Raw genomic sequence first — 20,613 nt, 5'->3', positions numbered from 1 at the left:
CGCCCAGCGGACGGCCCGGGCAAGAGAGGAGTACCCGTGTCAGCCCCTTCCGGGACGAGGACCGCCATCGCGCTCGCCGCCACGGCCGCGGTCCTGTTCGGCACCCTGGCCACCGCTCCGGCGTCGGCCCGGTCGACCCAGTCCCCCACAGCCACGTACACCGTCTCCATCGGTGCGAAGGGCTCCTGGACCCACCCCGACGACACCCCCGCCGCCACGTACATCGACAAGAACGGCGCGTTCTACTACCAGTCGGCCCACGCCCTGTACGCGGCGAACGATCCCCGCAAGTGGACCTTCTACACCGGCAAGGACTTCGACTCCGCCACCCGCTCCGCCTCGCTGAGCACCGCGGTCAATCCGGCGAACGGCAACGACCGCAACGACGACACCACTTGGCGGTGCAACAACAGCCCGACCGGTCGCGAGGCCACGTACGCCCCGGACACCTCCCACTACGCGCAGAAGAACTACTGCGACCTGATGGGCGTTTGGGTGGATCCCGACACCGGCGACTGGTACGGGCTGGTCCACAACGAGTTCACCCCGCGCCCCTTCGGCGACGGCCTGCACTACGACGCGATCGACTACGCCGTGTCCAAGGACCAGGGCAGGACGTGGGCCATCAAGGACCACGTGCTCACCTCGCCCTACAGCACCCTTCGGGGCGACACCGCGGCCTTCCCGCACGAGACGTACCACTACGGGAACGGTGACGCCCGCCTGTTCGTGGACACCGCATCCGGCTACTTCTACGTCTACTACAACTCCCGCGTCATCCCGAAGGGCGGCGTCCCCGGTTCGTGGACCGCGGGCAGTCGGGCGCACGTGGCCCGCGCCCCCATGTCCGGGAAGATGGCGCCCGGTTCGTGGCAGAAGTGGTACGACGGCTCGTGGTCCCAGCCCGGAACGGGCGGCCTGGAAAGCAACATGGAGCCCGTCGACGCCACCCACACCACCGGGTACACCCCCGTGGCGAAGGATTACGACCCGTCGAATCCCGGCAACGTCCAGGAACAACAGGCCGCAGGCGAACTGCCCGCCAAGTCAGACCTGTTGACCATGAACATCGCCTACAACGCCTACCTGGGCGTGTACGTGGGCCAGCCCGAGGCGGTCAACCAGGACGGCAGCGAGCCGCAGCGCTTCTACGTCACCGACAACCTCGCCACCCAGAAGTGGCGCCTCGCCGGCGACTCCGGCGCGTACCGCACCGGCTCCTGGTACCGCTGGGTCCTGGACGCGGTGAACAAGACGGGCTCCACCATCGTCGGCAAGAAGTTCCGGTCGTACTGTTCGTTCTTCTGCTCCGGGGGCGCCGACGGCGAGTACTACGACACCGTGATCGACACGAACGCCCCTGCCGCGGTCATCGATCCGAGCACGTCCTACACGATCGCCGGCGGCACCGGCCGCCACCTCGCCCAGGTCCAGGGCAGTACGGCGACCACGTCCCTCCCCTCCGCCGGCGGGTCGGCCCTCAGCAAGTGGGTGTTCACCCCCAACGGCGACGGCTCCTACCGCATCGCCAACGCCTCCACCCGCCAACTCCTCGGCGTGGACTCGAAGGCGAACGCGGGGCGCGCCTGGGCGGCCAAGCCCACCGCGACGAAGGCACCGCAGAGCGGGCCCACCGTGGGGCAGCAGTGGTTCGTCATCCCGAACTCCACGGCCGACGGCAAGCCCACCGGCACCCATCGGCTCGTGAACCGCTACAGCGGACTCGTGATCGGCCTCTCGGGCACGCCCGGCCGCCTCGCCGAGACCACTCCCACCCGCGCCTGGACCGACACCACCGGCAGCCCGGTCGGTGGCGCCCGCACCTCCGCGGAACAGACCCTCACGCTCACGGCGGCCGCCTTTTGACGGCGCAGCTTAACCGCGCAGCCGTGATCGAAACCCCGGTCTGCCGACGAAGACGTCACATTCAAGTGGAAAATATGAGACAAGGCAAAGACGTTATCTGCTCGTTATGAAATCGAGGGTGGGGTAGAAATGTCAGCATTCTTCGGGTGAAACCGGGCGCATTGCCGGCACTTTCACGACCCCGGGGAGGCGTTGCCATATATCACGGGCAACGCCCTCCCCGTAACCCCTTAGGGCCGTGCAATCTGCTCCAACCCTAGGTAGCTTCGGCCCGCATGACTGCTCATGCAGAACTGGCCCATTACCGGAAGACACCGCCGACCGCCTCGTCCACCCCGACCGCCCCGTCGACCCCGTCGACGCGCATCGACCGCCCCCGCCCCGGTGACGGCCGTCTGCTGTGGCGCCTCGCCCGCGACTCCGGGACGCTGGACCTCAACTCGGCCTACAGCTATCTCCTCTGGTGCCGTGACTTCGCCGGCACCTCCGCGGTGGCCCGCGACGCGTCCGGTCGCGCCGTCGGATTCGTCAGCGGATACCTGCGGCCCGAGAGCCCCGGCACCCTGCTCGTCTGGCAGATCGCCGTCGACGAGTCCGTCCGGGGCCTGGGCATCGCCGGGGCCCTGCTCGACGACCTGTCCGCCCGCGTGGCGGCAGAACACGGCCTGAGCTCGCTCGAGACCACCATCTCCCCCGGCAACCTCGCGTCGGAGCGACTGTTCGCCTCGTACGCCGCACGGCACGGCGCCACGCTCACGCGCGAAGTGCTGTTCGCCCCGGAGGAGTTTCCGGACCGCGGGTACGCCCCGGAGGTCCTGCACCGCATCGGGCCGCTCCACTTCTGATCCCGGCCCGCACGCCCGTACCGAATCACACGCACCCAACACCCCCACGCTCATTGGAGAGTTCCCTTGACCATGACCGAGCCGGTCCTGTCCGTCTTCGAGACCCTGGAGTCCGAGGTGCGCAGCTACTGCCGCGCCTGGCCCGTCGTCTTCGAGCGCGCCACGGGAAGCCGGCTGTACGACGAACACGGCAGCGGATACCTGGACTTCTTCGCGGGCGCCGGGTCCCTGAACTACGGGCACAACAACCCCGTCCTGAAGCGGGCCCTGCTCGACTACCTGGAGCGGGACGGCATCACGCACGGGCTCGACATGGCGACGACCGCCAAGCGGGCCTTCCTCGAGACCTTCCGGTCCCACGTCCTCGAACCCCGCGCACTGAACTACAAGGTGATGTTCCCGGGGCCCACCGGGACCAACGCCGTCGAAGCGGCGCTCAAGCTGGCGCGCAAGGCCAAGGGCCGCGAGTCGGTCGTGTCCTTCACCAACGCTTTCCACGGCATGTCGCTCGGCTCCCTCGCCGTCACGGGCAACGCCTTCAAACGGGCCGGCGCCGGCGTCCCCCTGGTCCACGGCACCCCGATGCCCTTCGACAACTACCTCGGGGGCAGGGTCCCCGACTTCCTCTGGTTCGAGCGCCTGTTGGAGGACCAGGGATCCGGCCTCAACCACCCGGCGGCGGTCATCGTCGAGACGATCCAGGGCGAAGGCGGGATCAACGTGGCGCGCGCGGAGTGGCTCCGCGCGCTCGCGGACCTGTGCCGGCGTCGCGACATGCTGCTGATCGTCGACGACATCCAGATGGGCTGCGGCCGGACCGGCGAGTTCTTCTCCTTCGAGGAGGCGGGCATCACGCCCGACATCGTCACGCTGTCGAAGTCCATCAGCGGCTACGGACTCCCCATGTCCCTGTGCCTGTTCAAGCCCGAGCTGGACCTGTGGGAGCCGGGCGAGCACAACGGCACCTTCCGCGGCAACAATCCGGCCTTCGTCACCGCGACGGCCGCCCTGGAGACCTACTGGGCCGACGGCGTCCTGCGCGAGCGGACCCTCGCCCAGGGCAAGCACATCGAAGGCGCGCTGCGCGAGCTGTGCGCCGAGCACGTCCGGCTGGGCGCCACGTACCGCGGCCGCGGACTGGTCTGGGGCGTCGAGTTCGCCCACAAGGAGCGCGCGGCGGCGGTGAGCCGGAGGGCTTTCGAGCACGGTCTCCTCATCGAGACCTCGGGCCCCGAGGGCGAGGTCGTGAAGCTGCTCCCGCCGCTCACCGTCACCGCCGACGAACTCGACGAGGGCCTCGACATCCTCGCCCGCTCGGTCCGCGAAACCGCCTGACCGGCGCCCCGCCACACACCACGAAGGGCACCATCATGATCGTCCGCTCGTTCCGGGACCTCGAGGGAACCGACCGCCACGTCAGGGCGGCATCCGGCACGTGGGAGAGCAAGCGCATCGTCCTGGCCAAGGAACGCGTCGGCTTCTCCCTGCACGAGACCGTCCTGTACGCCGGCACCGAGACGTCCATGTGGTACGCGAACCACGTGGAGGCCGTGGTCTGCACGGAAGGAGAGGCCGAACTCACGGACGAGGAGACGGGCCTGACCTACACGATCACGCCGGGAACCATGTACCTCCTGGACGGCCACGAACGGCACACCCTGCGCGTGAAGCAGGAGTTCCGCTGTCTCTGCGTCTTCAACCCGCCCGTCACCGGCCGGGAGGACCACGACGAGAACGGCGTGTACCCGCTGCTCACCGAGCCCGATCACGGCTGAGTCGCGGAAACGCACGGAGAGCAAAGCACAGAGAGGAGAGGCAGGCACCACCATGACCTACGCATCCACCCGCACGGCGAAGGACCTGTATCCGACCCGGGGCTCCGAGGAGGTGCTCACCGGCCGCGTGGACCCCGTCGTTTGGTCCGAGCCCGGCACACCGGGCCCGATATGGGCCCACGAGCTGGAGAGTTACGAGCGCGACGGCTTCCTGCCCGTCGACGAACTCATCACGCCCGACGAGACGGACGTCTACCGGGCCGAGATGGACCGACTGCTCCGTGACCCCTCGACGCTGGCCGACGACCGTTCCATCGTGGAGCCGAAGTCCCGGGAAGTGCGCTCCGTTTTCGAAGTCCACCGGATCAGCGAGGTGTTCGCGGCCCTCGCCTCCGATCCGCGCGTCGTGGGGCGCGCGCGACAGATCCTGGGCTCCGACGTGTACGTGCACCAGTCCCGGATCAACGTGAAGCCCGGTTTCGGAGCCAGCGGCTTCTACTGGCACTCCGATTTCGAGACCTGGCACGCCGAGGACGGCCTGCCGCACATGCGCACCGTATCGGTGTCCATCGCCCTGACGCCCAACTACACGACCAATGGCGGCCTGATGATCATGCCTGGCTCCCACCGGAGCTTCCTGGGCTGTGCCGGCGCGACGCCGAAGGACAACTACAAGAAGTCCCTCCAGATGCAGGATGCGGGCACCCCGTCGGACGAGGCACTGACCAAGTTCGCCTCGGCCTGCGGCATCAAGGTCTTCACCGGCAAGGCGGGCTCGGCCACCTGGTTCGACTGCAACGCGATGCACGGCTCGGGTGACAACATCACGCCCTACCCGCGCAGCAACGTGTTCCTCGTCTTCAACAGCGTCGAGAACCGCCCCGAGAAGCCCTTCGCCGCCCCGGTGCGCCGCCCCAAGTACATCGCTTCACAGGACTTCACCCCGGTGCGCTGACGCGCCCGGCCGACCCGACCCGACCCGGCACCACCCGACCCGGCACCTGCCCGGTCGGGTGGTGCCGGGCGTTCGCGGTGGCGTGGCGAGCGCGATCCGGCGGGCGAATTGAGAGGCCCGGCTCCGGTTACTCGCGAGGAAACCCAGCCTTTGGCTATGGTGAGCGCCTTCCGATCGAAATCCCTTCGGATCCAATGATCAATCCTTGATCCGATCCACCGATCGAAGGACGTCCTGCCAACTCAGGACACATGTACTTGCAGAGCGACGTGCTGTCGGCAACACCGCCCGGCGTCGGCTCCGTGCGAGCCGGCCTGCCCTCGCCCTGTCATCCAGGGCTGGAGAGCGGCGGTTTTCTCATTCACCTACCTCGTGAAGGCAAGGCAGAGATGGCAAGAATGCCCCGACAGCCCTCCCGGCAGTCCTCCTCCCGGCAGCCCTCCCCACATCGCTCCTCCCGGCAGAAGCCCCACCCCGTCGACGAGCTGCTCCCGATCCCCAGGCTCGCCCTGTACGGCTTCCAGCACGTGCTCGCGTTCTACGCCGCGGCCGTCATCGTCCCGGTCCTCCTCGGCAACGCCCTGGGCCTCACCCGCCAGGAGCTCGTCCACCTCATCAACGCGGACCTCCTGACCTGCGGCGTGGCCTCGATCATCCAGGCCCTCGGGGTCTGGAAGGTCGGCGCCCGGCTGCCGTTGGTCCAAGGCGTGACCTTCACGGCGGTCTCCCCCATGATCGCCATCGGCACGGGGGCGGGCGGCGGTACCGCCGGGCTCCTCGTCGTCTACGGAGCGGTGATCACGGCGGGCACGGCCACCTTCCTGTTCGCCCCGCTCTTCAGCAAGCTGGTGAAGTACTTCCCACCGGTCGTCATCGGCACCATCCTCACCATCATCGGCATCACCCTGATACCCGTGGCCCTCCAGGACGCGGCCGGCGGCGCGCACCTCATCGGAACACCCGACTACGGGGCCCCGAAGAACCTCGCGTACGCACTGGGCACCCTGCTCTTCATCCTGGTCCTGGTCCGGGTCGGCAAGCCGCTCCTCAGCAGCCTGGCCGTGCTGCTCGGGCTAGTGGCCGGCACGACGGTCGCGTGGCTCTTCGGAGACGTGGATTTCGGTGTGGTGGAGCAGGCGGACTGGTTCGGGGTCACCACGCCGTTCCACTACGGCATGCCCCGGTTCGAACTGTTCCCGATCATCGCGATGCTCGTCGTCATGCTGATCACGATGGTGGAGACCACCGGGGACGTCTACGCCATCGGGGAGATCACCCGCAAGAAGGTCGACGCCGACACGGTCGCGCGGGCCCTGCGCGCCGACGGCGTGGCGACGGTGCTGGGCGGCGTCCTCAATTCGTTCCCGTACGTGGCGTTCGCGGAGAACATCGGCCTCGTCCGCATGTCCAGGATCATGAGCCGCTACGTGGTGGTGGCGGCCGGCGTGTTCATGATCGCCCTCGGCCTGCTGCCGAAGGCCGGCAGCCTCGTCGCCTCGATCCCCCACCCGGTACTGGGCGGGGCGGCGGTCTCCATGTTCGGCATCGTCGCCGCGGTCGGCGTCCAGATCCTGGGCAAGGCGGATCTGCGCGAGGAGCGCAACACCCTGATCCTGGCGGTCAGTCTCGGCGCCGCACTGCTCCCGACCACGGTCGCGCCGTTCTTCGACCGGATGCCGGACAGCGTCCGGGCCGTACTCGACAGCGGGATCACCCTGGGCGCCCTCACGGCCATCGCCCTGAACCTGATCTTCAACGTCTTCACCAGCCGCAGCACGATGGACATCGACTGGGACGACATGGAGGACGGCGCCGGCGCCCGACCGGGCACAGGAGCACTCGCCCACTGACCTGGGTGGCCGGCTGACTGAACTGACCACGGCAGCAAGGCCGGAGCGGATTCCCCCGTCCGGCCTTGCTGCCGCGGCGCGCGAGCGCCGCCGTGCTCCGCCTCAGTCATCCACCCCGAGGTACGGCGCGGCCTCGCCCTCTTCGCCGATCAACTCCCAGAACCGGTCGGCCAGACGGCGCAGGTACGCCGCACGCTCCGCCGCGATCTCCTTGAGCCTGGAGTCGTCATTGCGGGCCACGAGGTTGCCCATGTACCGCTCGGAGAACTCGGAGAACTCCCCGTGCATCGTTCGCAGCGCATCGCCCACGCTCGTCGCGTCCACAGCGACGATCTCCACCACCGGATCGACATGAACCTTCCACCGCCCCGCGATGGCCGACCGCAGATGGTCCTCCAACTCGCCGTCCCGGCCCACGATCCCGGTCAGCTTGCGCAAGGACAGCCCCAAGGCCTCCACCAGAACCCGCGTCTGCCGGGCATCACCATGCCACTGGCGTGCCGACTCGGCCGCACGGTACTCGGACGGGTCCATGCCCAGGCGGTACGCCAGCCCCTCCACACCGAGCCGGCGGGCCAGCCGGAACTCGACGAGCGTCCTCGGCCCGGTACCCATGAGGGTGACCGTGTCGCACCACAACACATCGGCCAGCACGAAGAGGTGCTGGTCGGAGGGCACGTGGGAGCCCCGCTCCCACGCCAGGACCAGCTCGGGGTCGACCGGGGTGCCGCAGGACGCCATGGCGGCGGCCACCTGGGTCACGGTCAGACCCATGCGGGCTCGCGCGGATCTGGCCTCGGCAGGGGAAAACGGAGCGCTGTACACGTACAAGACACCTCGCAACACCCCTCGGACGCTCCGCGCACGAGGGGAAACGGAATGATGGACGAACACCAAGCGCGGGCACACTAACAGACGTTAGGAAGGTTGAAACCACCCCATCCCGTTCAATTCAAAGGCCACATGGGGCTTCAAGGAGACGATCCCGGCGTGACCGTGTCCTTCACTCGGACGCCACCGCGGAGAACGGACTGTCGGCCGACACGGCCGGCAGGTCGGCCGGGTCCCGGTAGGCAGCGGCGACATATCGCCTGGTCAGTGGCCGAGGGCCCGCTTGAGTTCGGCCTTGTCCATCTTGGAACGGCCCTCGATGTTCCGCTGCTTCGCCTCGTTGTACAGCTGCTCCTTCGTGGGACCCTGCGAGCCGCTGTGAGAGCGCAGGCCGCCCCGCCTCGAGGAAGACATGTCGTGCGTCGAGGACCGGCTCGCGGTCTTCGACTCGCCGGAACGCGCGCGTTCCTTGTTGACCGTGCGGGCCGCGATCTCCTTCGCCCGCTTCGTGCTCTCACCGCGCTGCTCGGCGCTCTCCTTGATGTGCTCGTACTGCCGTTCGCGCTTGGGACTTGAACCGCGAGGCATGGCCGCTCCTCGTTTCGCGTCGGTCCCGTGGCGGATCCACCGGACCCGCACGGCGCCTGCCCCCACGCGTGCGACTCACACCAGGAACGCCTCGACGCCTCGACGCCTCGAAAAGACGACCCGGGCGCGTCGAAGTCGCGACGGCCCCGCTCCGGAACCGGTGGATGCATCCGTGTGCCGGGCTCCTGAGCGGGAAGGCGCCGGACGGGCCGACGGACCGGCCGAGAACGAGCAAGGAGCAAGGAGCAGGGCCATGGAACACCGCCGATCGGGCACCTCCCCCAAGAAACGCAGCGCACCGGACCCCCACCGCCTGCTGGGCATCTACCTCAATGACCACCTCACCGGGGCGGGGGCTGGTCTGGCCCTCGTCAAGCGGACGGCGCGTGCCCACCGCGACACCGACGCGGGGCCGCGCTTGGCCGCCCTCGCCGAGGAAGTCGCCGAGGACCGCGACAGCCTGCGCGAGGTCATGTTGGCTCTCGACGTTCCCGCGAACAATCTCCGCATGCTCATGGGCGCCGCCGTGGCCCAGGCGGGGCGGCTGAAGCCGAACGGCAGGCTGCTCTCCCGCTCGCCCCTGAGCGACGTCCTCGAGCTGGAGGCGATCAGGCTCGGTGTCGAGGGCAAGAAGGAACTCTGGCGGGCCCTGCACACGCTGGCCCGCTCGAACCCCTTGCTGGACGCGGAGGCCATGGGCCGGCTGCTGGCACGTGCGGAACGCCAGGCCGACACCGTGGAGGCGCTGCGGCTGAAAGCCGTGGGTCGTGCCCTGCGCGGCGCACCCGGGGCGGCACCGGCCCCTCCGCGCCACAGCGCCGGGCGGACGCCGAAGGCGGGGTGGGCGTCATGACGGCCGTGGTGACCGGGAGCGACGGGCAAGGCGGGGCACCAGCGTGATCCACGCGCCGGCCGGCGATCCGGCCGTGTCCCCCACCTGAGGGATGTTGCCCGCCGCCGGCCCGGCCACCGGGTAGTCGGGCTGCGCCAGGCCCCGCTGGGGCTCCTGGGCGCGGTGCTCAGGCTGCCGCTGCTCGACGCCGACGAGGACTTCAGCGGGTGGCGCCGAAGTCCTGTGTCCAGTACTGGCCGGGCTGCGCGAGGCCGATGCCGATCTCCTTGAGGTCGCAGTCGAGGATGTTCCGCTTGTGCCCCGGGCTGTTCATCCAGCCCTCCATGACCTTGGCGGCGGTGTCGTAGCCGTACGCGACGTTCTCGGCGTACGTACTCCACTGGTACCCGGCGCGAGTGATCCGCCGGCCCGGGTCGGATCCGTCGGAACCGGTGTGGGACATGTTGGAGTGGGCGGCCATGTCCTCGCTGTGGTCCTGCGCGGCCTTCGCGAGCTTCGCGTTCACGGTCAGTACGGGGCAGCCGACCGCGGCGCGCTCCTTGTTGACGAGCGCGAGGACCTCGGCCAGGGCGCCGGAGGGTGCCGCGGAGTCCGAGGTCCCGGGGGTTCCGGCAGGCTCGGCGGGCGGCTCCACCGGCTGCTGCGGCTCGATCTGCGCGGGAGGCGCGCTCTCGATGACCGGCTCCTCGACGGGCGGCTCGACGACCGGCTGTGCGGGCGGCCGGACGACCGAGTCCTCGACGATCTCGGCGGGGGCGTCGGCCTGAACCGGGGCCTCCGCGGGCTGCTGCGCGCCGGGGTCGCCGTACCAGGGACGGCGGTCCTGCTCGGCCGCTACGGGCCGCATCGGATCGGTTGCCTGCGGGTCGAGGCAGGCCATGGCCGTGGTGGGTACGGCCACGAGGGCCAGTGCCCCGACGGCGATGGCTATCTTCCTGTGGTGCGTCTTCTTACGGTGCTTCTTCATGCGGGACCTCACTCGGTGATCGCGAAGCTCCCGGCGCCGGACCGCGAAGGCGCCGGAGGAATCGCCATTCTTAGAAGCCCTCCCGCGACCTGGCAAGGGGCCGCTGCTCAGCCGCGAGGGAGGTTCGGGACAGTGCTTGAAACAGCCGGAAGATCGTGCATCCCCCTTTCGCGGCGGCTCCGGCAGCAGCCTGGCCTGCCGCCAGAATCCATCCCCGTCAGCCCTGTTGGAGCCGGAGAGAAAGGAGCGTCAGATTCCGTTTATGCCGGAGTACGGCATGTCTACGCCAAACAGGGACATACGCGGAAATGTGCCGAGGCAATGGATCTCCACGGAGGCCCACAGGTCGACCTGCCGGTCGTGACGCATGTCACGACCCGAAGGAGGAACCGGACGGCGACGGCGTCCCCGTCAGTGCGCCACGCCCGCCGAGCAGGTCAGGCCGAGGGCCGAGAGGGGCGACGGGAAAAGGATCTCCGTATTGCAACCCTCGCGCCCCGAAGAACGCGCCGTCCACTCGGACGCCGGTAGATCAAGCGGACCACTGCACATGCACAGAGTGGGACGGCGTGGTGGGATCGGCCGAGTGAAGGATCCCTTTGGCTGTGACGAGCCGGCCCTCCTGGCGCATTCCGGGACCACCGACCGTGCGGCAGCGCGCCGCTTTGTCGCCTCACGGGCCGCCGGCGCGAGTGAGCTGGCGCTTCTGCTGGACGTGCTCGGGCTGCTGCCCGAGACCGACCCGCATCCTGCGCGGCACGCGCAGCGGCACAGCCCGCCCTGACGCGTAAGGCAGTGGTCCGGGGCCGAGCCGGGCGGGCGACGCAACGGGCTGTGGACGGATGCGGTCAGGCGCTCGGCGGGGCGCCCTCAGGTTCGTGGTTGCGCTTCGACCAGGAACCGGTGGTCGTGCACCGTTAATCCGCCTGTGGCACTGAGGTGCCGGTCGAGTCGGCGTAGCGCCGGTTCGTGCTCGGAAGGCTCGAAACCGGGGAACTGCCAGGGGATGGCGCGTACCTGAAACACCACCGCCCCGATGTCATGGAAGGTGTAGGGGATCATCTCCTCTCGCGCCGTGGTCACGTGAAGGCCTGCGCCTTCCAGTGCCCGTACGGCGACATCCAGGGTCCACGTGCCAAGGTTGCCCGGTGCGGGGATACCGAGTGCTTCGTTCAGTTCCAACTGGTTGCGGCTGCCCACCTGTTGGGTGAGGAACCGGCCACCCGGCGCGAGTGCCGTGCAGATGCTTGTCGCATCCAGCGATCCGTGGCGGTTGAGGATCACGTCGAAGGGGCCGGGCGGCAGATTCGAGCCCGATGCCTGGTGGACCTCTACCCCCAGCGGGGCGAGGCGTTGCCGCGCCAGGGGGAGGTTGGGCGCCCAATTCTCGGTGGCCGCGCACTGCGGAGGCAACGGGGCCAGCGAGGCGAGGAGTTCGCCGCCGCCGGTGTCGATGTCCAGGAGGCTTCGCGCGTGCGGAAACAGGGCCCGGGCCTGCTGTTCGTAGTCCCACGAGGTGCCCTCGCCTGCGGCCCGGCCGTTCAGCCAGCCGAAGTCCCAGCCCGACATGGTCGCCTGCAGGGCTTCCTCGATGCGCTTCTCGTAGCCATTGGCGGTCGTCATGGGAGGCACGCTAACCGCACGGCCGCCGAGGAAGCGTACGGATTTCCCTTCGGCCGGACGCCTCCACAGAGGTACCAGTGGTCACGATTCGCAGCCCACCGAGCACTCGGGCCGGCCCGGAGCACGCAACGATGCCAAAAAAGAACTTCACCTCTCGGTTACACGTGTAACATCTCATAGCGGCAAGCAGTGTCAAGCCAAGCCACGGAGGCTTCGAAGCCAAGATGTCCACCTCACCGCGGCCGATTCCCCTGCCCTTCTCCTGGGCCGACCAGGAACGCCACCTCGTCGGCCACCTTTCCGCGCTCATCCGCCTGGACACCTCGAACCCGCCGGGCCATGAGATCGCCGTCGCGCAGTACGTCTCCCGCGAGCTGTCCGCCTCCGGGATCGCACACGAGGTTCTGGAGTCCGAGCCCGGACGGGCCAACCTGGTCGCCCGGCTGCCCGGGACCGGACAGGAACCGCCGCTCATGCTGCTGGGCCACGCGGACGTGGTCGGGGCCCAGCCCGGCGGATGGAGCCGTCCCCCCTTCTCGGGCGAGGTTGCCGACGGCCGAGTGTGGGGCCGCGGGGCACTCGACATGAAGGGGCAAGTCGCCGCGAGCCTGCTGATCATGCAACTCCTCGCAGCGCACCGGACCAAGCTCCGGCGGGACGTGCTGCTGGTGGTCACCGCCGACGAGGAAGCCGGCAGCCGGTTGGGGGCGTACTGGCTGTGGGAGCACCACCGCAGCCTCGTCGAGGCCGAATTCGCGTTCAACGAAGGCGGCGGCCAGCGCTTCGTGACGCCCGGCGGCCCCGTCTACACCGTGCAGGTGGCCGAGAAGGGCAGCGCCCGGATGCGGATCACCGCCCGCGGGCCGGGCGGACACGCCTCCGTCCCGCGCACGGAGTCGGCGGTCTTCACCTTGGCCGAGGCCCTGCTGAGGCTGCGCGCGTTCGCCCCGGAGTCGGTGCTGCATCCGGCCTCGCGGCGGATGCTCGACACCTTGGCGGACCTGCATCCGGGCCCGGGCGCGGAGGCGATCGAGCAGCTGCGGGAGGAGCCGACCTGGGCCCGGGCGCACAGCCTGCCCATCGATCCCGTCCTGCGGGAGTTCGTCGTCGCCGGGCTGCACAACACCGCGACCCCCACCATGCTGTCCGCGGGGCAGCGTCCGAACGTGGTGCCCGTCGAAGCCGAGGTGGTACTGGACGGCCGTCTCCTTCCGGGCCAACTGCCCGACAGGTGGGTGGCGGAGGTCCAGAGGGCGGTCGGCGATCGTGTCGAGGTGGCGCTGCTGCACGGACGGGTGAGCCACGGCATGCACGACGACCCGGAACTCCTGCGCGTCCTGGGCGACACCGTCGCAGCCCACGAACCGGGTGCGCGGGTGCTGCCGTACATCAACCCGGCCGCCACGGACGCCCGGGCCTTCCCCGACACGAAGGTCGTCGGGTTCTTTCCCTCCGCGAGCGACGCGGACATCATGCGGCTCATCCACGCGCCGGACGAGCACACCCGCATCACCGACCTGATGTTCGGCGGGAAATGCCTGCTCGACGCGGTCCTCAGACTGTCCGCGTAAAGGGACGTGCGACCGTCGCCGCCCTGCGGATCGCCACGATGCTCCGCCTCGGTGTTCGTCAGAGGTGCTGAAGGACGGCCGAGGTGAATGCGGCGGTGGAGGCGCTGCCTCCGAGGTCGCGGGTGCGTACCGGAGTGGTGGCGAGGACGCGGGCGATGGCACCGGTGATCTCGGCAGCGGCCCGGGGGTGGCCGAGGTGGTCGAGCATCATGGCGGCGGACCAGATCGCGCCGATCGGATTGGCGATGCCCAGCCCGGCGATGTCGGGGGCCGATCCGTGGACCGGCTCGAACATGGACGGGTACTCGCCCTGCGGGTTGAGGTTGGCGGACGGGGCGATGCCGATGCCGCCGGCCACTGCCGCTGCCAGGTCGCTGAGGATGTCCCCGAAGAGGTTGGACGCGACGACGACGTCGAAGCGTGCGGGGTCGAGTACGAACTTGGCGGCCAGTGCGTCGATGTGCTCCTGGTTCCACTCGACCGCAGGGTGCTCGGCGGCACGCTCGGCCACCAGCTCGTCCCAGAACGGCATGGTGTGCACGATGCCGTTGGACTTCGTCGCCGAGGTGAGGGGGCCGCCGCGCCGTTCGGCGAGGCGGAAGGCGAAGTCGAGGACCCGGGTCACACCCGTCCGCGTGAACACGGCCTGCTGCACGGCCATTTCATCGGGGAACCCGCGGTTCATCCGGCCGCCGATCTCGCTGTACTCGCCTTCGGTGTTCTCCCGGACGACCACGAAGTCCACCTCGCCGGGCACGGCCGAGCGAACGGGGCTGGGAAGTCCGTCGAACACGCGGATGGGGCGGAGGTTGACGTACTGGTTGAAGGCCCGGCGGATCGGGATGAGCAGGCCCCACAGGGAGACGTGGTCCGGCACGCCCGGGTAGCCGACGGCGCCGAGCAGGATCGCGTCGTGACGGCGGAGCTGCTCCAGCCCGTCCTCGGGCATCATCGACCCGTGGCGGAGGTAGCGCTCGCAGGACCAGTCGAACTGCTCGTAGGCGAAGGTGATGTCGTGGCGCTTCCCGATGGTGTCGAGGACCTCGCATGCCGCCGGAAGGACTTCAGTGCCTATCCCGTCGCCGGGGATGAGGGCGATGTTGTGGTTCGTCATGGTTCGCATTCCAGCAATCGGGGGCCGCCCGGGTCCAACACGTATCCCCGATGCGACTCATAGGCTGCCCCTATGGGCCGGTGGTACGGCGATCTCGAGGAAGGCACGGGCGGCCGGTGTCGGCTGCGCCTTGCGGCTCAGCAGGACGTTGCGCTGGACGCAGGCCGGTTCCAGGTCGAGGACGAGGGCTCCCGCCCGCTCCGCGAGGTCGGCCCAGGATTCCGTCACCACCGCCAGTCCGACGCCGCCGAGCACCAAGGGCAGGAAGGCCATCCGGTGTTCGGTCTCCACCGCGATGCGGACGTCGATGCCCTGCGCCTTCAGGTCGTCGACGTAGGAGCGGATCCCGGTCCCCCGCTGCCCGACGATCAAGCGGTGCCCTTCGAGCTGTTCGCGTCGCACTGCCCGGCCGGCCGGGAACGGGCCGCCCGGTGGGGTGACCAGGACCAGCCGGTGATCTCCGACGTGGTGCGGGACGACGTCCGCATGCGGCAGCGGCGACGCGGTGGTGGTGGTCAGCAGCCCGAGTTCGCAGGCTCCCGTGCGCACCCTCTCGACCACGTCCTCGCGGGTCAGGGCTACGCGCAGGCTGATCGACACCGCCGGATAGTGCTCGGTGAAGCGCTGGAGCATGGTGCTGAGGGGTTCGATCGTGGGTGAGGCCATCGCGGCGATCTCCAGACGGCCGGCGCGCAGTTCCCGGACGGCGCCGACGCCGGCCCTGGCCAGCTCCAGGGCGTGCAGGGCGTCGCGTGCCGGCGCGACCAGCGCGGCGCCGGCCTCGGTGAGGACCACCTTCCTGCCCATCCGGTGGAACAGGCTGCTGCCCACTTCACGCTCCAGGACGTGGATCGCCTGCGACAGGGACGGTTGGGACACGTAGAGGGCCGCGGCCGCGCGGGTGAAGCCGCCGTGGTCCACGATGGCGAGGAAGTAGGTCAGCTGCCGGAAGTCCACGGGTCAGCGCCCACCGTCCACGACGAACCGCACGCCCCCGTCGCCTCCGCGCCGGAGCAGGCCGGCCGTGGGAGCGGGGAAGTGGGTGCCGATCACGAGGGTTCCCGTGTCGGCGTACCGGTCGACGAACGCCCGCCGGGTGGCGGCGGCCTGCGTCGTGTCGGTGTCGGCGAGGCCTGCTACGTCCGGTTCGGTGAACTGCACCGGATGGTGCACGAGGTCACCGGTGATCACGGCGCGTTCGCCGCCGGATTCGACCACGACCGCGACCTGGCCCGGGGTGTGCCCGGCGGCGGCTTCCAGGCGCACGCCGTCACAGACCCGGTGGTCGCTCCCGACGAAGTCGACGAGACCCGCATCGATCAAGGGCTGCATCGTGTCGTGGAGGTCGGTGTCCGCGTCGTGCGCCCAGTGGTCCCATTCCACCCGGGTGACGAGGTGGCGGGCACGGGGGAACGTCGGCACCCAATTCCCGTCCACCAGGCGCGTGTTCCACCCGATGTGGTCGAAGTGGAGGTGGGTGCACACCACCGTGTCGATCGACTCCGGAGGGTAGCCGAGGTCCGCGAGGTCTTCGAGCCAGGTCGAGTCCAGCATGCGCAGGAACGGCACCGACGGCCGGGCGTTGCCCACGCACGTGTCCACGAGTATCCGGCGCGCACCGGTGTCCACGACCAGCCCGTGGACCGAGAGCACGAAGGTGCCGTCGGCCCTGCTGAAGTCGGGAGCGGGCCACGCGTATCTCTTCAAGAGCGCGGTGTCGTCCGTCCGCAGCACCTCCGCGAGAGTCACGGTGACTTCCGCCTCCAGCACCTTGTGAATCTCCGTCGTACCGATGCGCCACGCCGTCATACGAGCCTCCCCTTGATGATGAATAGAAGAATATTGACGTTCGCAAGAAATACGCAATAACGTGAGCCTCCCGATCCCGGCCTGGAAGGACGCACCCGATGGGTTTCGCTCAGGACCGCACCGCGCCCGTCGTGCACACGCGATCGGGCCCGGTCCGTGGCGTCGTCGAAGACGACCTGGCCGTGTTCAAGGGCGTGCCGTACGCGGCGCCGCCCGTCGGGCCCCTCCGGTGGCGCCCCGCGCAGCCGCACCGGGGATGGAGCGACACCCTCGACGCGACGGCGTACGGCCCGAGCTCGCCGCAGATCGTCCGCGAGGTCGACCCGATCCTCGGCGGCCACGGCTCCCCACCCTTCGACGAGGACTGTCTGACGCTCAACGTGTGGACACCCGGCCTTGATGACGCCCGCCGTCCCGTCCTGGTCTGGATCCACGGCGGCGCCTTCATCTCCGGGTCCGGGGCGATGCCGAACTACTCGGGCGAGACGTTCGCGCGGGACGGCGACCTGGTGGTGGTGAACCTCAACTACCGGCTCGGACCGCTCGGCCTGCTGCACTTCGCTTCGGAGGATGGCATCGAGGGCGACGCGGAAGGCGGCAACGTCTGGCTCACCGACCAACTCGCGGCGCTGCGCTGGGTGCAGGACAACATCGCGGCCTTCGGCGGGGATCCCGGTAACGTCACCGTCGCCGGCCAGTCCGCCGGCGCCCTGTCCGCGACGGCGCTCGCGGGCCACGCCGGTGGCGGCCGGCTCTTCCGCCGGGCCATCCTCCAGAGCGTCCCGCTCGCCATGCCCCTCGCCACACCCGCCCAGGCCCTGGCCCGCACCGCCGACTATCTGGAGATCGTCGGCGCGAAGGACGTGGACGAACTGCGGGCGGTGCCGTGGCCGCGACTGGTCGAAGCCACCGCCGGACTCCTCGCGGCCACCACGGAATGGGGGCACTGGACCACGCCGTTCATGCCGGTCCTCGACGGCGTGACGGCGGCGCGGCAACCGGTCGAGAACCTGCTCGACGGTCCCGGCGCGGCCATCGACGTACTCATCGGCTGGACCGGGGAAGAGACCTCTTTCGTCTTCGCGCTGGGCGAGGCGTACGCGTCGACGACCAGGGAACAGGTGCTCCGGCGGGCACGGGACGGCTTCGGTGACGGCGCGGCCGAAGCGTACGCGGCGTACGAGGCCGCCCGCCCGGGTGGCCGGCCTGTCGACGTTCTCATCGACCTGACCACCGACGAGCTGTTCCGCAAGCCCACCGTGGCGTTCGCGGAAGCGCGGGCGGCACGAGGTCGCCCGGTCTGGGCGTACGAGTTCGCCTTCCCCACCCCCGCCCACGACGGCCGGCTGGGTGCCCCGCACTGTCTGGACCTGCCGTTCGTCTTCGACAATTTCGACACGTGGTCGCACGCGCCGTTCCTGGCGGGAATGGACACCCGGAGCAGGGACGGCCTCGCCAGGACCGTGCACCGGGCCTGGATCTCGTTCGTACGCACCGGCGACCCCAACCACCCCGCCATGCCGCGCTGGGAGCGGTACGACCTGCGCTCGCGCGCCACGATGCGCTTCGGGGTCGCAGGAGCCTAGGCGAGGGGCCCGGCCCCGCCTATGGGCTGCTCCGTCCAGATCGTCTTGCCGGTACTGGTGAACCGGCAGCCCCACCGGTCGGTGAGCTGGGCCACCAGGAACAGGCCGCGCCCACCTTCGTCCGACTCCCGTGCACGGCGCAGGCGCGGCTGGGTACTACTGGGGTCGGACACCTCGCAGACGAGCACTCTGTCGCGGATGAGGCGGAGCCCGACCGGTCCCCCGGCGTAGCGGATCGCGTTCGTGACCAGCTCGCTCGCGACGAGCTCCGTCACGAAGCCCAGTTCGTCCAACTGCCAGCGGGACAGCTGGCCGACCACCAGCTCGCGGGCTTGCGCGACGAGGGACAGGTCGGCTGCGAGCTCCCACTCGGCGACCTGATCGGACGAGAGGGCATGGGGGCGGGCGAGCAACAGGGCGACGTCGTCGGAGGGCTCTCGGGGCAGCACGCTGTCGAAAATGCTCTGGCCGATCTCGCTCAGGGTGCGGCTCGAGTCCGCGCCGGCGAGCGCGCTCCTCAGTCTCTCCATCCCCTCCTCGATGTCGCCGCCGCGGCTCTCGAGGAGTCCGTCCGTGAAGAACGCGAGGGTGCTTCCGGGCCGTACGTCGAACTCCGTCACCTCGAAGGGCATTCCGCCGAGCCCCAGGGGCGGTCCCGGCATCGTGTCGACGAAGACCGGTTCCTCACCGGGCGCCAGCAGGGCCGGCGGCGGATGTCCCGCCGTGGCAGCGGTGCACTTCCTCGTCACCGGGTCGTAGACGGCGTACAGGCAGGTCGCGCCGAGCACCGCCGTCTCCGAGCGGGAGTCGCCGGCCGTCTCCTCGCTGGAGAGACCGAGCACCAGGTCGTCCACGTGCGTGAGGAGCTCACCCGGATCCAGATCGAGGTCGGCGAGGGTCTGCACCGCGGTCCGCAGGCGTGCCATGGCCGCGGTGGCATCCAGGCCGTGGCCGACGACGTCGCCGACGACGAACGCGACGCGCAGCGACGGCAGGGGGATCACGTCGAACCAGTCCCCGCCGACTCCCAGACCGCCGCCCGCCGGCTGGTAGACGCCCACGGTCTCCGCGGCGGCGGAGTCCAGGGCCGAGCGCGGTAGCAGGCTGCGCTGCAGGGCCAGTACCGACTGGTGTTCCTTGGTGTAGCGGCGCGCGTTGTCCACGCCCAGGGCGGCCCGGGAGACGACGTCGTGCAGCAGGGCGGCGTCCTCCTCGCCGAATGCGGAGGGCAGCTGGCTGCGCCAGACGGTGACGCAGCCGAGGATCAGACCTCGTGCGTAGAGCGGCACCGCCACGGAGGAGTGAGCCCCGCTCGGGACGAACAACGGCAGGCTCTGCGGATCCACGCCGAGCTTCGCGTACAGGACGGCGACGTCCGGGACCAGCACGGGCTGCCCCTTCATGAGGGGACGCATCAACGCACTGTCCGCCACCGCGGGAAGCGCCTCTCCCACCGCCAGGAGGTCCTCGGCGGATATCTCCGGGCTCTGTGCGGCAGCGATCCGGCGCAGGCGAACGTCACCGCTGGTGTCGAGGTGCGGGGGCTCGTCGCCCACCAGCACCTGTTCGGCGATGTCGACGGTCGCCAGGTCGGCGAAATCGGGGACGAGCAGATTCACGAGGGTCTCGGCCATCTCGGACACGTCCAGGGAGGTCCCGATGCCCGCGGCGGCGGCGTGGGACAGCCCCTTCCGGCGTCGCCCCGCATCGCGCTCGGCCGCCTCCGCCTCGGTTTCCGACGGGGTGACCAGGACCAGCCACTGCGCCTCGGCGCCGGAACCGCCTGGGGTGCGGGCTGCGAGCCGGACAACGGTGCAGGCCAGCGTGACCGTGTGACCCGCATCGCCGCCACCACCGGCATCACCGTCGGCATCACCCGGAACGGTTACCAGGCGCCCGCCCGGCCCCCCCTCCGTTCCGGCTCGCGGCAGCACCCCCAGCAAGGGCGCACAGGTCTGCCCCGGCGCACATTCCAACAAGGTCGCAGCCCGCTGCGACCGCGCGAGGACCACGCCTGCGTCGTCCAGTACGACTGCTGCCGTTTGGCTGACGAGGCCGACGGGCACCGAGGCCCGCCCCGGGCCGCGACGCTCCGGTTCACGCATGTCGCCTCCACGCACCGTGACCTTCAGTATCGTCCCCGAGGCCGCGCCCGGCGACCCAGCAGCACGTCAGGGCCTCCACGGGCCGGTCAGGCCCACCTGGCCCTCGAACTGGAGCACCCGGACCCGCTGGTGCTGCGCGGCTTGTGCGCGGTGCTCGCCCGACACGGCGCCCGCCCGGAGGACACCGAGAACGCCAAGATGCTGCTCGACCACACCCCGCTCCCGCTGGAGGCGTACGTCCTGCACGCCCGCAAAGCCCGGTAGGCCGGAGCGGG

General features: G+C 69.9%; 19 protein-coding genes. 11 read left to right on the top strand and 8 right to left on the bottom strand.

Features of this window, described 5'->3' with window-relative positions:
• Positions 1 to 36 precede the first annotated feature (36 nt).
• The 6 genes from ACFVX6_RS28890 (at position 37) to ACFVX6_RS28865 (ending at position 7,291) form a co-directional block, all read left to right on the top strand.
• A complete protein-coding gene (locus tag ACFVX6_RS28890) occupies positions 37 to 1,866 on the top strand; it encodes an RICIN domain-containing protein (protein WP_389696324.1) in 1,830 nt (609 codons plus the stop codon).
• A gap of 275 nt (positions 1,867 to 2,141) precedes the next feature.
• A complete protein-coding gene (ectA, locus tag ACFVX6_RS28885; RefSeq protein WP_389696322.1) occupies positions 2,142 to 2,711 on the top strand; it encodes a diaminobutyrate acetyltransferase in 570 nt (189 codons plus the stop codon).
• Between the two features lie 66 nt (positions 2,712 to 2,777).
• The gene (gene ectB / locus ACFVX6_RS28880) at positions 2,778 to 4,046 is read left to right on the top strand and encodes a diaminobutyrate--2-oxoglutarate transaminase (RefSeq protein ID WP_389696320.1); all 1,269 of its coding nucleotides are present in this window, start codon (positions 2,778 to 2,780) and stop codon (positions 4,044 to 4,046) included.
• Between the two features lie 35 nt (positions 4,047 to 4,081).
• Positions 4,082 to 4,486: an ectoine synthase gene (locus ACFVX6_RS28875; protein ID WP_389696318.1), complete on the top strand. Its 405-nt coding sequence runs from the start codon at positions 4,082 to 4,084 to the stop codon at positions 4,484 to 4,486.
• Positions 4,487 to 4,538: 52 nt separating this feature from the next.
• Positions 4,539 to 5,441, top strand: coding sequence for an ectoine hydroxylase (gene thpD / locus ACFVX6_RS28870; protein WP_389696317.1), 903 nt, complete (start codon positions 4,539 to 4,541; stop codon positions 5,439 to 5,441).
• A 398-nt stretch (positions 5,442 to 5,839) separates the two neighbouring features.
• A complete protein-coding gene (locus ACFVX6_RS28865) occupies positions 5,840 to 7,291 on the top strand; it encodes a nucleobase:cation symporter-2 family protein (RefSeq protein ID WP_389696315.1) in 1,452 nt (483 codons plus the stop codon).
• A gap of 102 nt (positions 7,292 to 7,393) precedes the next feature.
• Here ACFVX6_RS28865 and ACFVX6_RS28860 read toward each other — a convergent pair whose 3' ends face one another.
• Together ACFVX6_RS28860 and ACFVX6_RS28855 are read right to left on the bottom strand one after the other, a co-directional pair.
• Positions 7,394 to 8,065: a transcriptional regulator gene (locus ACFVX6_RS28860; protein ID WP_389696313.1), complete on the bottom strand. Its 672-nt coding sequence runs from the start codon at positions 8,063 to 8,065 to the stop codon at positions 7,394 to 7,396.
• Positions 8,066 to 8,386: 321 nt separating this feature from the next.
• On the bottom strand, positions 8,387 to 8,710 hold the full coding sequence (locus ACFVX6_RS28855) for a plasmid stabilization protein (protein WP_389696311.1): 324 nt from the start codon (positions 8,708 to 8,710) through the stop codon (positions 8,387 to 8,389).
• 253 nt (positions 8,711 to 8,963) lie between these two features.
• On the opposite strand from ACFVX6_RS28855, the gene ACFVX6_RS28850 reads away from it, so the two are divergent.
• Complete coding sequence (locus ACFVX6_RS28850; RefSeq protein WP_389696309.1) at positions 8,964 to 9,563, top strand: hypothetical protein; 600 nt, start codon at positions 8,964 to 8,966, stop codon at positions 9,561 to 9,563.
• A 199-nt stretch (positions 9,564 to 9,762) separates the two neighbouring features.
• On the opposite strand, the gene ACFVX6_RS28845 is transcribed toward ACFVX6_RS28850, so the two are convergent.
• Positions 9,763 to 10,530 carry a CAP domain-containing protein gene (locus ACFVX6_RS28845; RefSeq protein WP_389696307.1) on the bottom strand — a complete coding sequence of 256 codons (768 nt, stop codon included), beginning with the start codon at positions 10,528 to 10,530 and terminating at the stop codon, positions 9,763 to 9,765.
• 586 nt (positions 10,531 to 11,116) lie between these two features.
• Here ACFVX6_RS28845 and ACFVX6_RS28840 point away from each other — a divergent pair.
• Positions 11,117 to 11,314, top strand: a complete 198-nt coding sequence (locus tag ACFVX6_RS28840; protein ID WP_389696305.1) for a hypothetical protein — start codon at positions 11,117 to 11,119, stop codon at positions 11,312 to 11,314.
• Between the two features lie 86 nt (positions 11,315 to 11,400).
• Here ACFVX6_RS28840 and ACFVX6_RS28835 read toward each other — a convergent pair whose 3' ends face one another.
• Positions 11,401 to 12,153 carry a class I SAM-dependent methyltransferase gene (locus tag ACFVX6_RS28835; RefSeq protein ID WP_389696303.1) on the bottom strand — a complete coding sequence of 251 codons (753 nt, stop codon included), beginning with the start codon at positions 12,151 to 12,153 and terminating at the stop codon, positions 11,401 to 11,403.
• Between the two features lie 224 nt (positions 12,154 to 12,377).
• Here ACFVX6_RS28835 and ACFVX6_RS28830 point away from each other — a divergent pair, with 224 nt between their 5' ends.
• A complete protein-coding gene (locus ACFVX6_RS28830; RefSeq protein WP_389696301.1) occupies positions 12,378 to 13,724 on the top strand; it encodes a M20/M25/M40 family metallo-hydrolase in 1,347 nt (448 codons plus the stop codon).
• A 58-nt stretch (positions 13,725 to 13,782) separates the two neighbouring features.
• Here ACFVX6_RS28830 and ACFVX6_RS28825 read toward each other — a convergent pair whose 3' ends face one another.
• From ACFVX6_RS28825 to ACFVX6_RS28815, 3 genes are read right to left on the bottom strand one after another with little or no spacing between them, the layout of a single operon-like run.
• Positions 13,783 to 14,838 (bottom strand): tartrate dehydrogenase, encoded by a 1,056-nt coding sequence (locus tag ACFVX6_RS28825; protein ID WP_389696299.1) that lies wholly within the window; start codon positions 14,836 to 14,838, stop codon positions 13,783 to 13,785.
• Positions 14,839 to 14,895: 57 nt separating this feature from the next.
• Entirely contained in the window at positions 14,896 to 15,795 is a 900-nt protein-coding gene (locus ACFVX6_RS28820; RefSeq protein WP_389696297.1) for a LysR family transcriptional regulator, read from the bottom strand.
• Between the two features lie 3 nt (positions 15,796 to 15,798).
• Positions 15,799 to 16,647 (bottom strand): MBL fold metallo-hydrolase, encoded by an 849-nt coding sequence (locus tag ACFVX6_RS28815; protein WP_389696295.1) that lies wholly within the window; start codon positions 16,645 to 16,647, stop codon positions 15,799 to 15,801.
• Between the two features lie 98 nt (positions 16,648 to 16,745).
• Between ACFVX6_RS28815 and ACFVX6_RS28810 the strand changes: the two genes are divergently transcribed.
• Complete coding sequence (locus ACFVX6_RS28810) at positions 16,746 to 18,233, top strand: carboxylesterase/lipase family protein (RefSeq protein ID WP_389696293.1); 1,488 nt, start codon at positions 16,746 to 16,748, stop codon at positions 18,231 to 18,233.
• Here the strand turns inward: ACFVX6_RS28810 and ACFVX6_RS28805 are convergent.
• Positions 18,230 to 20,338, bottom strand: a complete 2,109-nt coding sequence (locus tag ACFVX6_RS28805; protein ID WP_389696291.1) for a SpoIIE family protein phosphatase — start codon at positions 20,336 to 20,338, stop codon at positions 18,230 to 18,232. The genes ACFVX6_RS28810 and ACFVX6_RS28805 overlap by 4 nt on opposite strands.
• 129 nt (positions 20,339 to 20,467) lie before the next feature.
• On the opposite strand from ACFVX6_RS28805, the gene ACFVX6_RS28800 reads away from it, so the two are divergent.
• On the top strand, positions 20,468 to 20,602 hold the full coding sequence (locus tag ACFVX6_RS28800) for a hypothetical protein (protein ID WP_389696289.1): 135 nt from the start codon (positions 20,468 to 20,470) through the stop codon (positions 20,600 to 20,602).
• Positions 20,603 to 20,613 lie beyond the last annotated feature (11 nt).

The organism is Streptomyces sp. NPDC058289 (assembly GCF_042880975.1).
GTDB classification, from domain to species: Bacteria; Actinomycetota; Actinomycetes; order Streptomycetales; family Streptomycetaceae; genus Streptomyces; species Streptomyces stoeckheimensis.
Note: the sequence above shows the minus strand (reverse complement) of the source record. Positions and strands in the feature narration are given on the sequence as shown.

Excerpts from the sequence above, each read along its gene's own strand:
- ectA (WP_389696322.1), top strand. The coding sequence starts at position 2,142 with ATGACTGCTCATGCAGAACTGGCCCATTACCGGAAGACACCGCCGACC.
- ACFVX6_RS28875 (WP_389696318.1), top strand. The coding sequence starts at position 4,082 with ATGATCGTCCGCTCGTTCCGGGACCTCGAGGGAACCGACCGCCACGTC.
- thpD (WP_389696317.1), top strand. The coding sequence starts at position 4,539 with ATGACCTACGCATCCACCCGCACGGCGAAGGACCTGTATCCGACCCGG.
- ACFVX6_RS28865 (WP_389696315.1), top strand. The coding sequence starts at position 5,840 with ATGCCCCGACAGCCCTCCCGGCAGTCCTCCTCCCGGCAGCCCTCCCCA.
- ACFVX6_RS28860 (WP_389696313.1), bottom strand. The coding sequence starts at position 8,065 with ATGGGTCTGACCGTGACCCAGGTGGCCGCCGCCATGGCGTCCTGCGGC.
- ACFVX6_RS28855 (WP_389696311.1), bottom strand. The coding sequence starts at position 8,710 with ATGCCTCGCGGTTCAAGTCCCAAGCGCGAACGGCAGTACGAGCACATC.
- ACFVX6_RS28850 (WP_389696309.1), top strand. The coding sequence starts at position 8,964 with ATGGAACACCGCCGATCGGGCACCTCCCCCAAGAAACGCAGCGCACCG.
- ACFVX6_RS28845 (WP_389696307.1), bottom strand. The coding sequence starts at position 10,530 with ATGAAGAAGCACCGTAAGAAGACGCACCACAGGAAGATAGCCATCGCC.
- ACFVX6_RS28835 (WP_389696303.1), bottom strand. The coding sequence starts at position 12,153 with ATGACGACCGCCAATGGCTACGAGAAGCGCATCGAGGAAGCCCTGCAG.
- ACFVX6_RS28830 (WP_389696301.1), top strand. The coding sequence starts at position 12,378 with ATGTCCACCTCACCGCGGCCGATTCCCCTGCCCTTCTCCTGGGCCGAC.
- ACFVX6_RS28825 (WP_389696299.1), bottom strand. The coding sequence starts at position 14,838 with ATGACGAACCACAACATCGCCCTCATCCCCGGCGACGGGATAGGCACT.
- ACFVX6_RS28815 (WP_389696295.1), bottom strand. The coding sequence starts at position 16,647 with ATGACGGCGTGGCGCATCGGTACGACGGAGATTCACAAGGTGCTGGAG.
- ACFVX6_RS28810 (WP_389696293.1), top strand. The coding sequence starts at position 16,746 with ATGGGTTTCGCTCAGGACCGCACCGCGCCCGTCGTGCACACGCGATCG.
- ACFVX6_RS28805 (WP_389696291.1), bottom strand. The coding sequence starts at position 20,338 with ATGCGTGAACCGGAGCGTCGCGGCCCGGGGCGGGCCTCGGTGCCCGTC.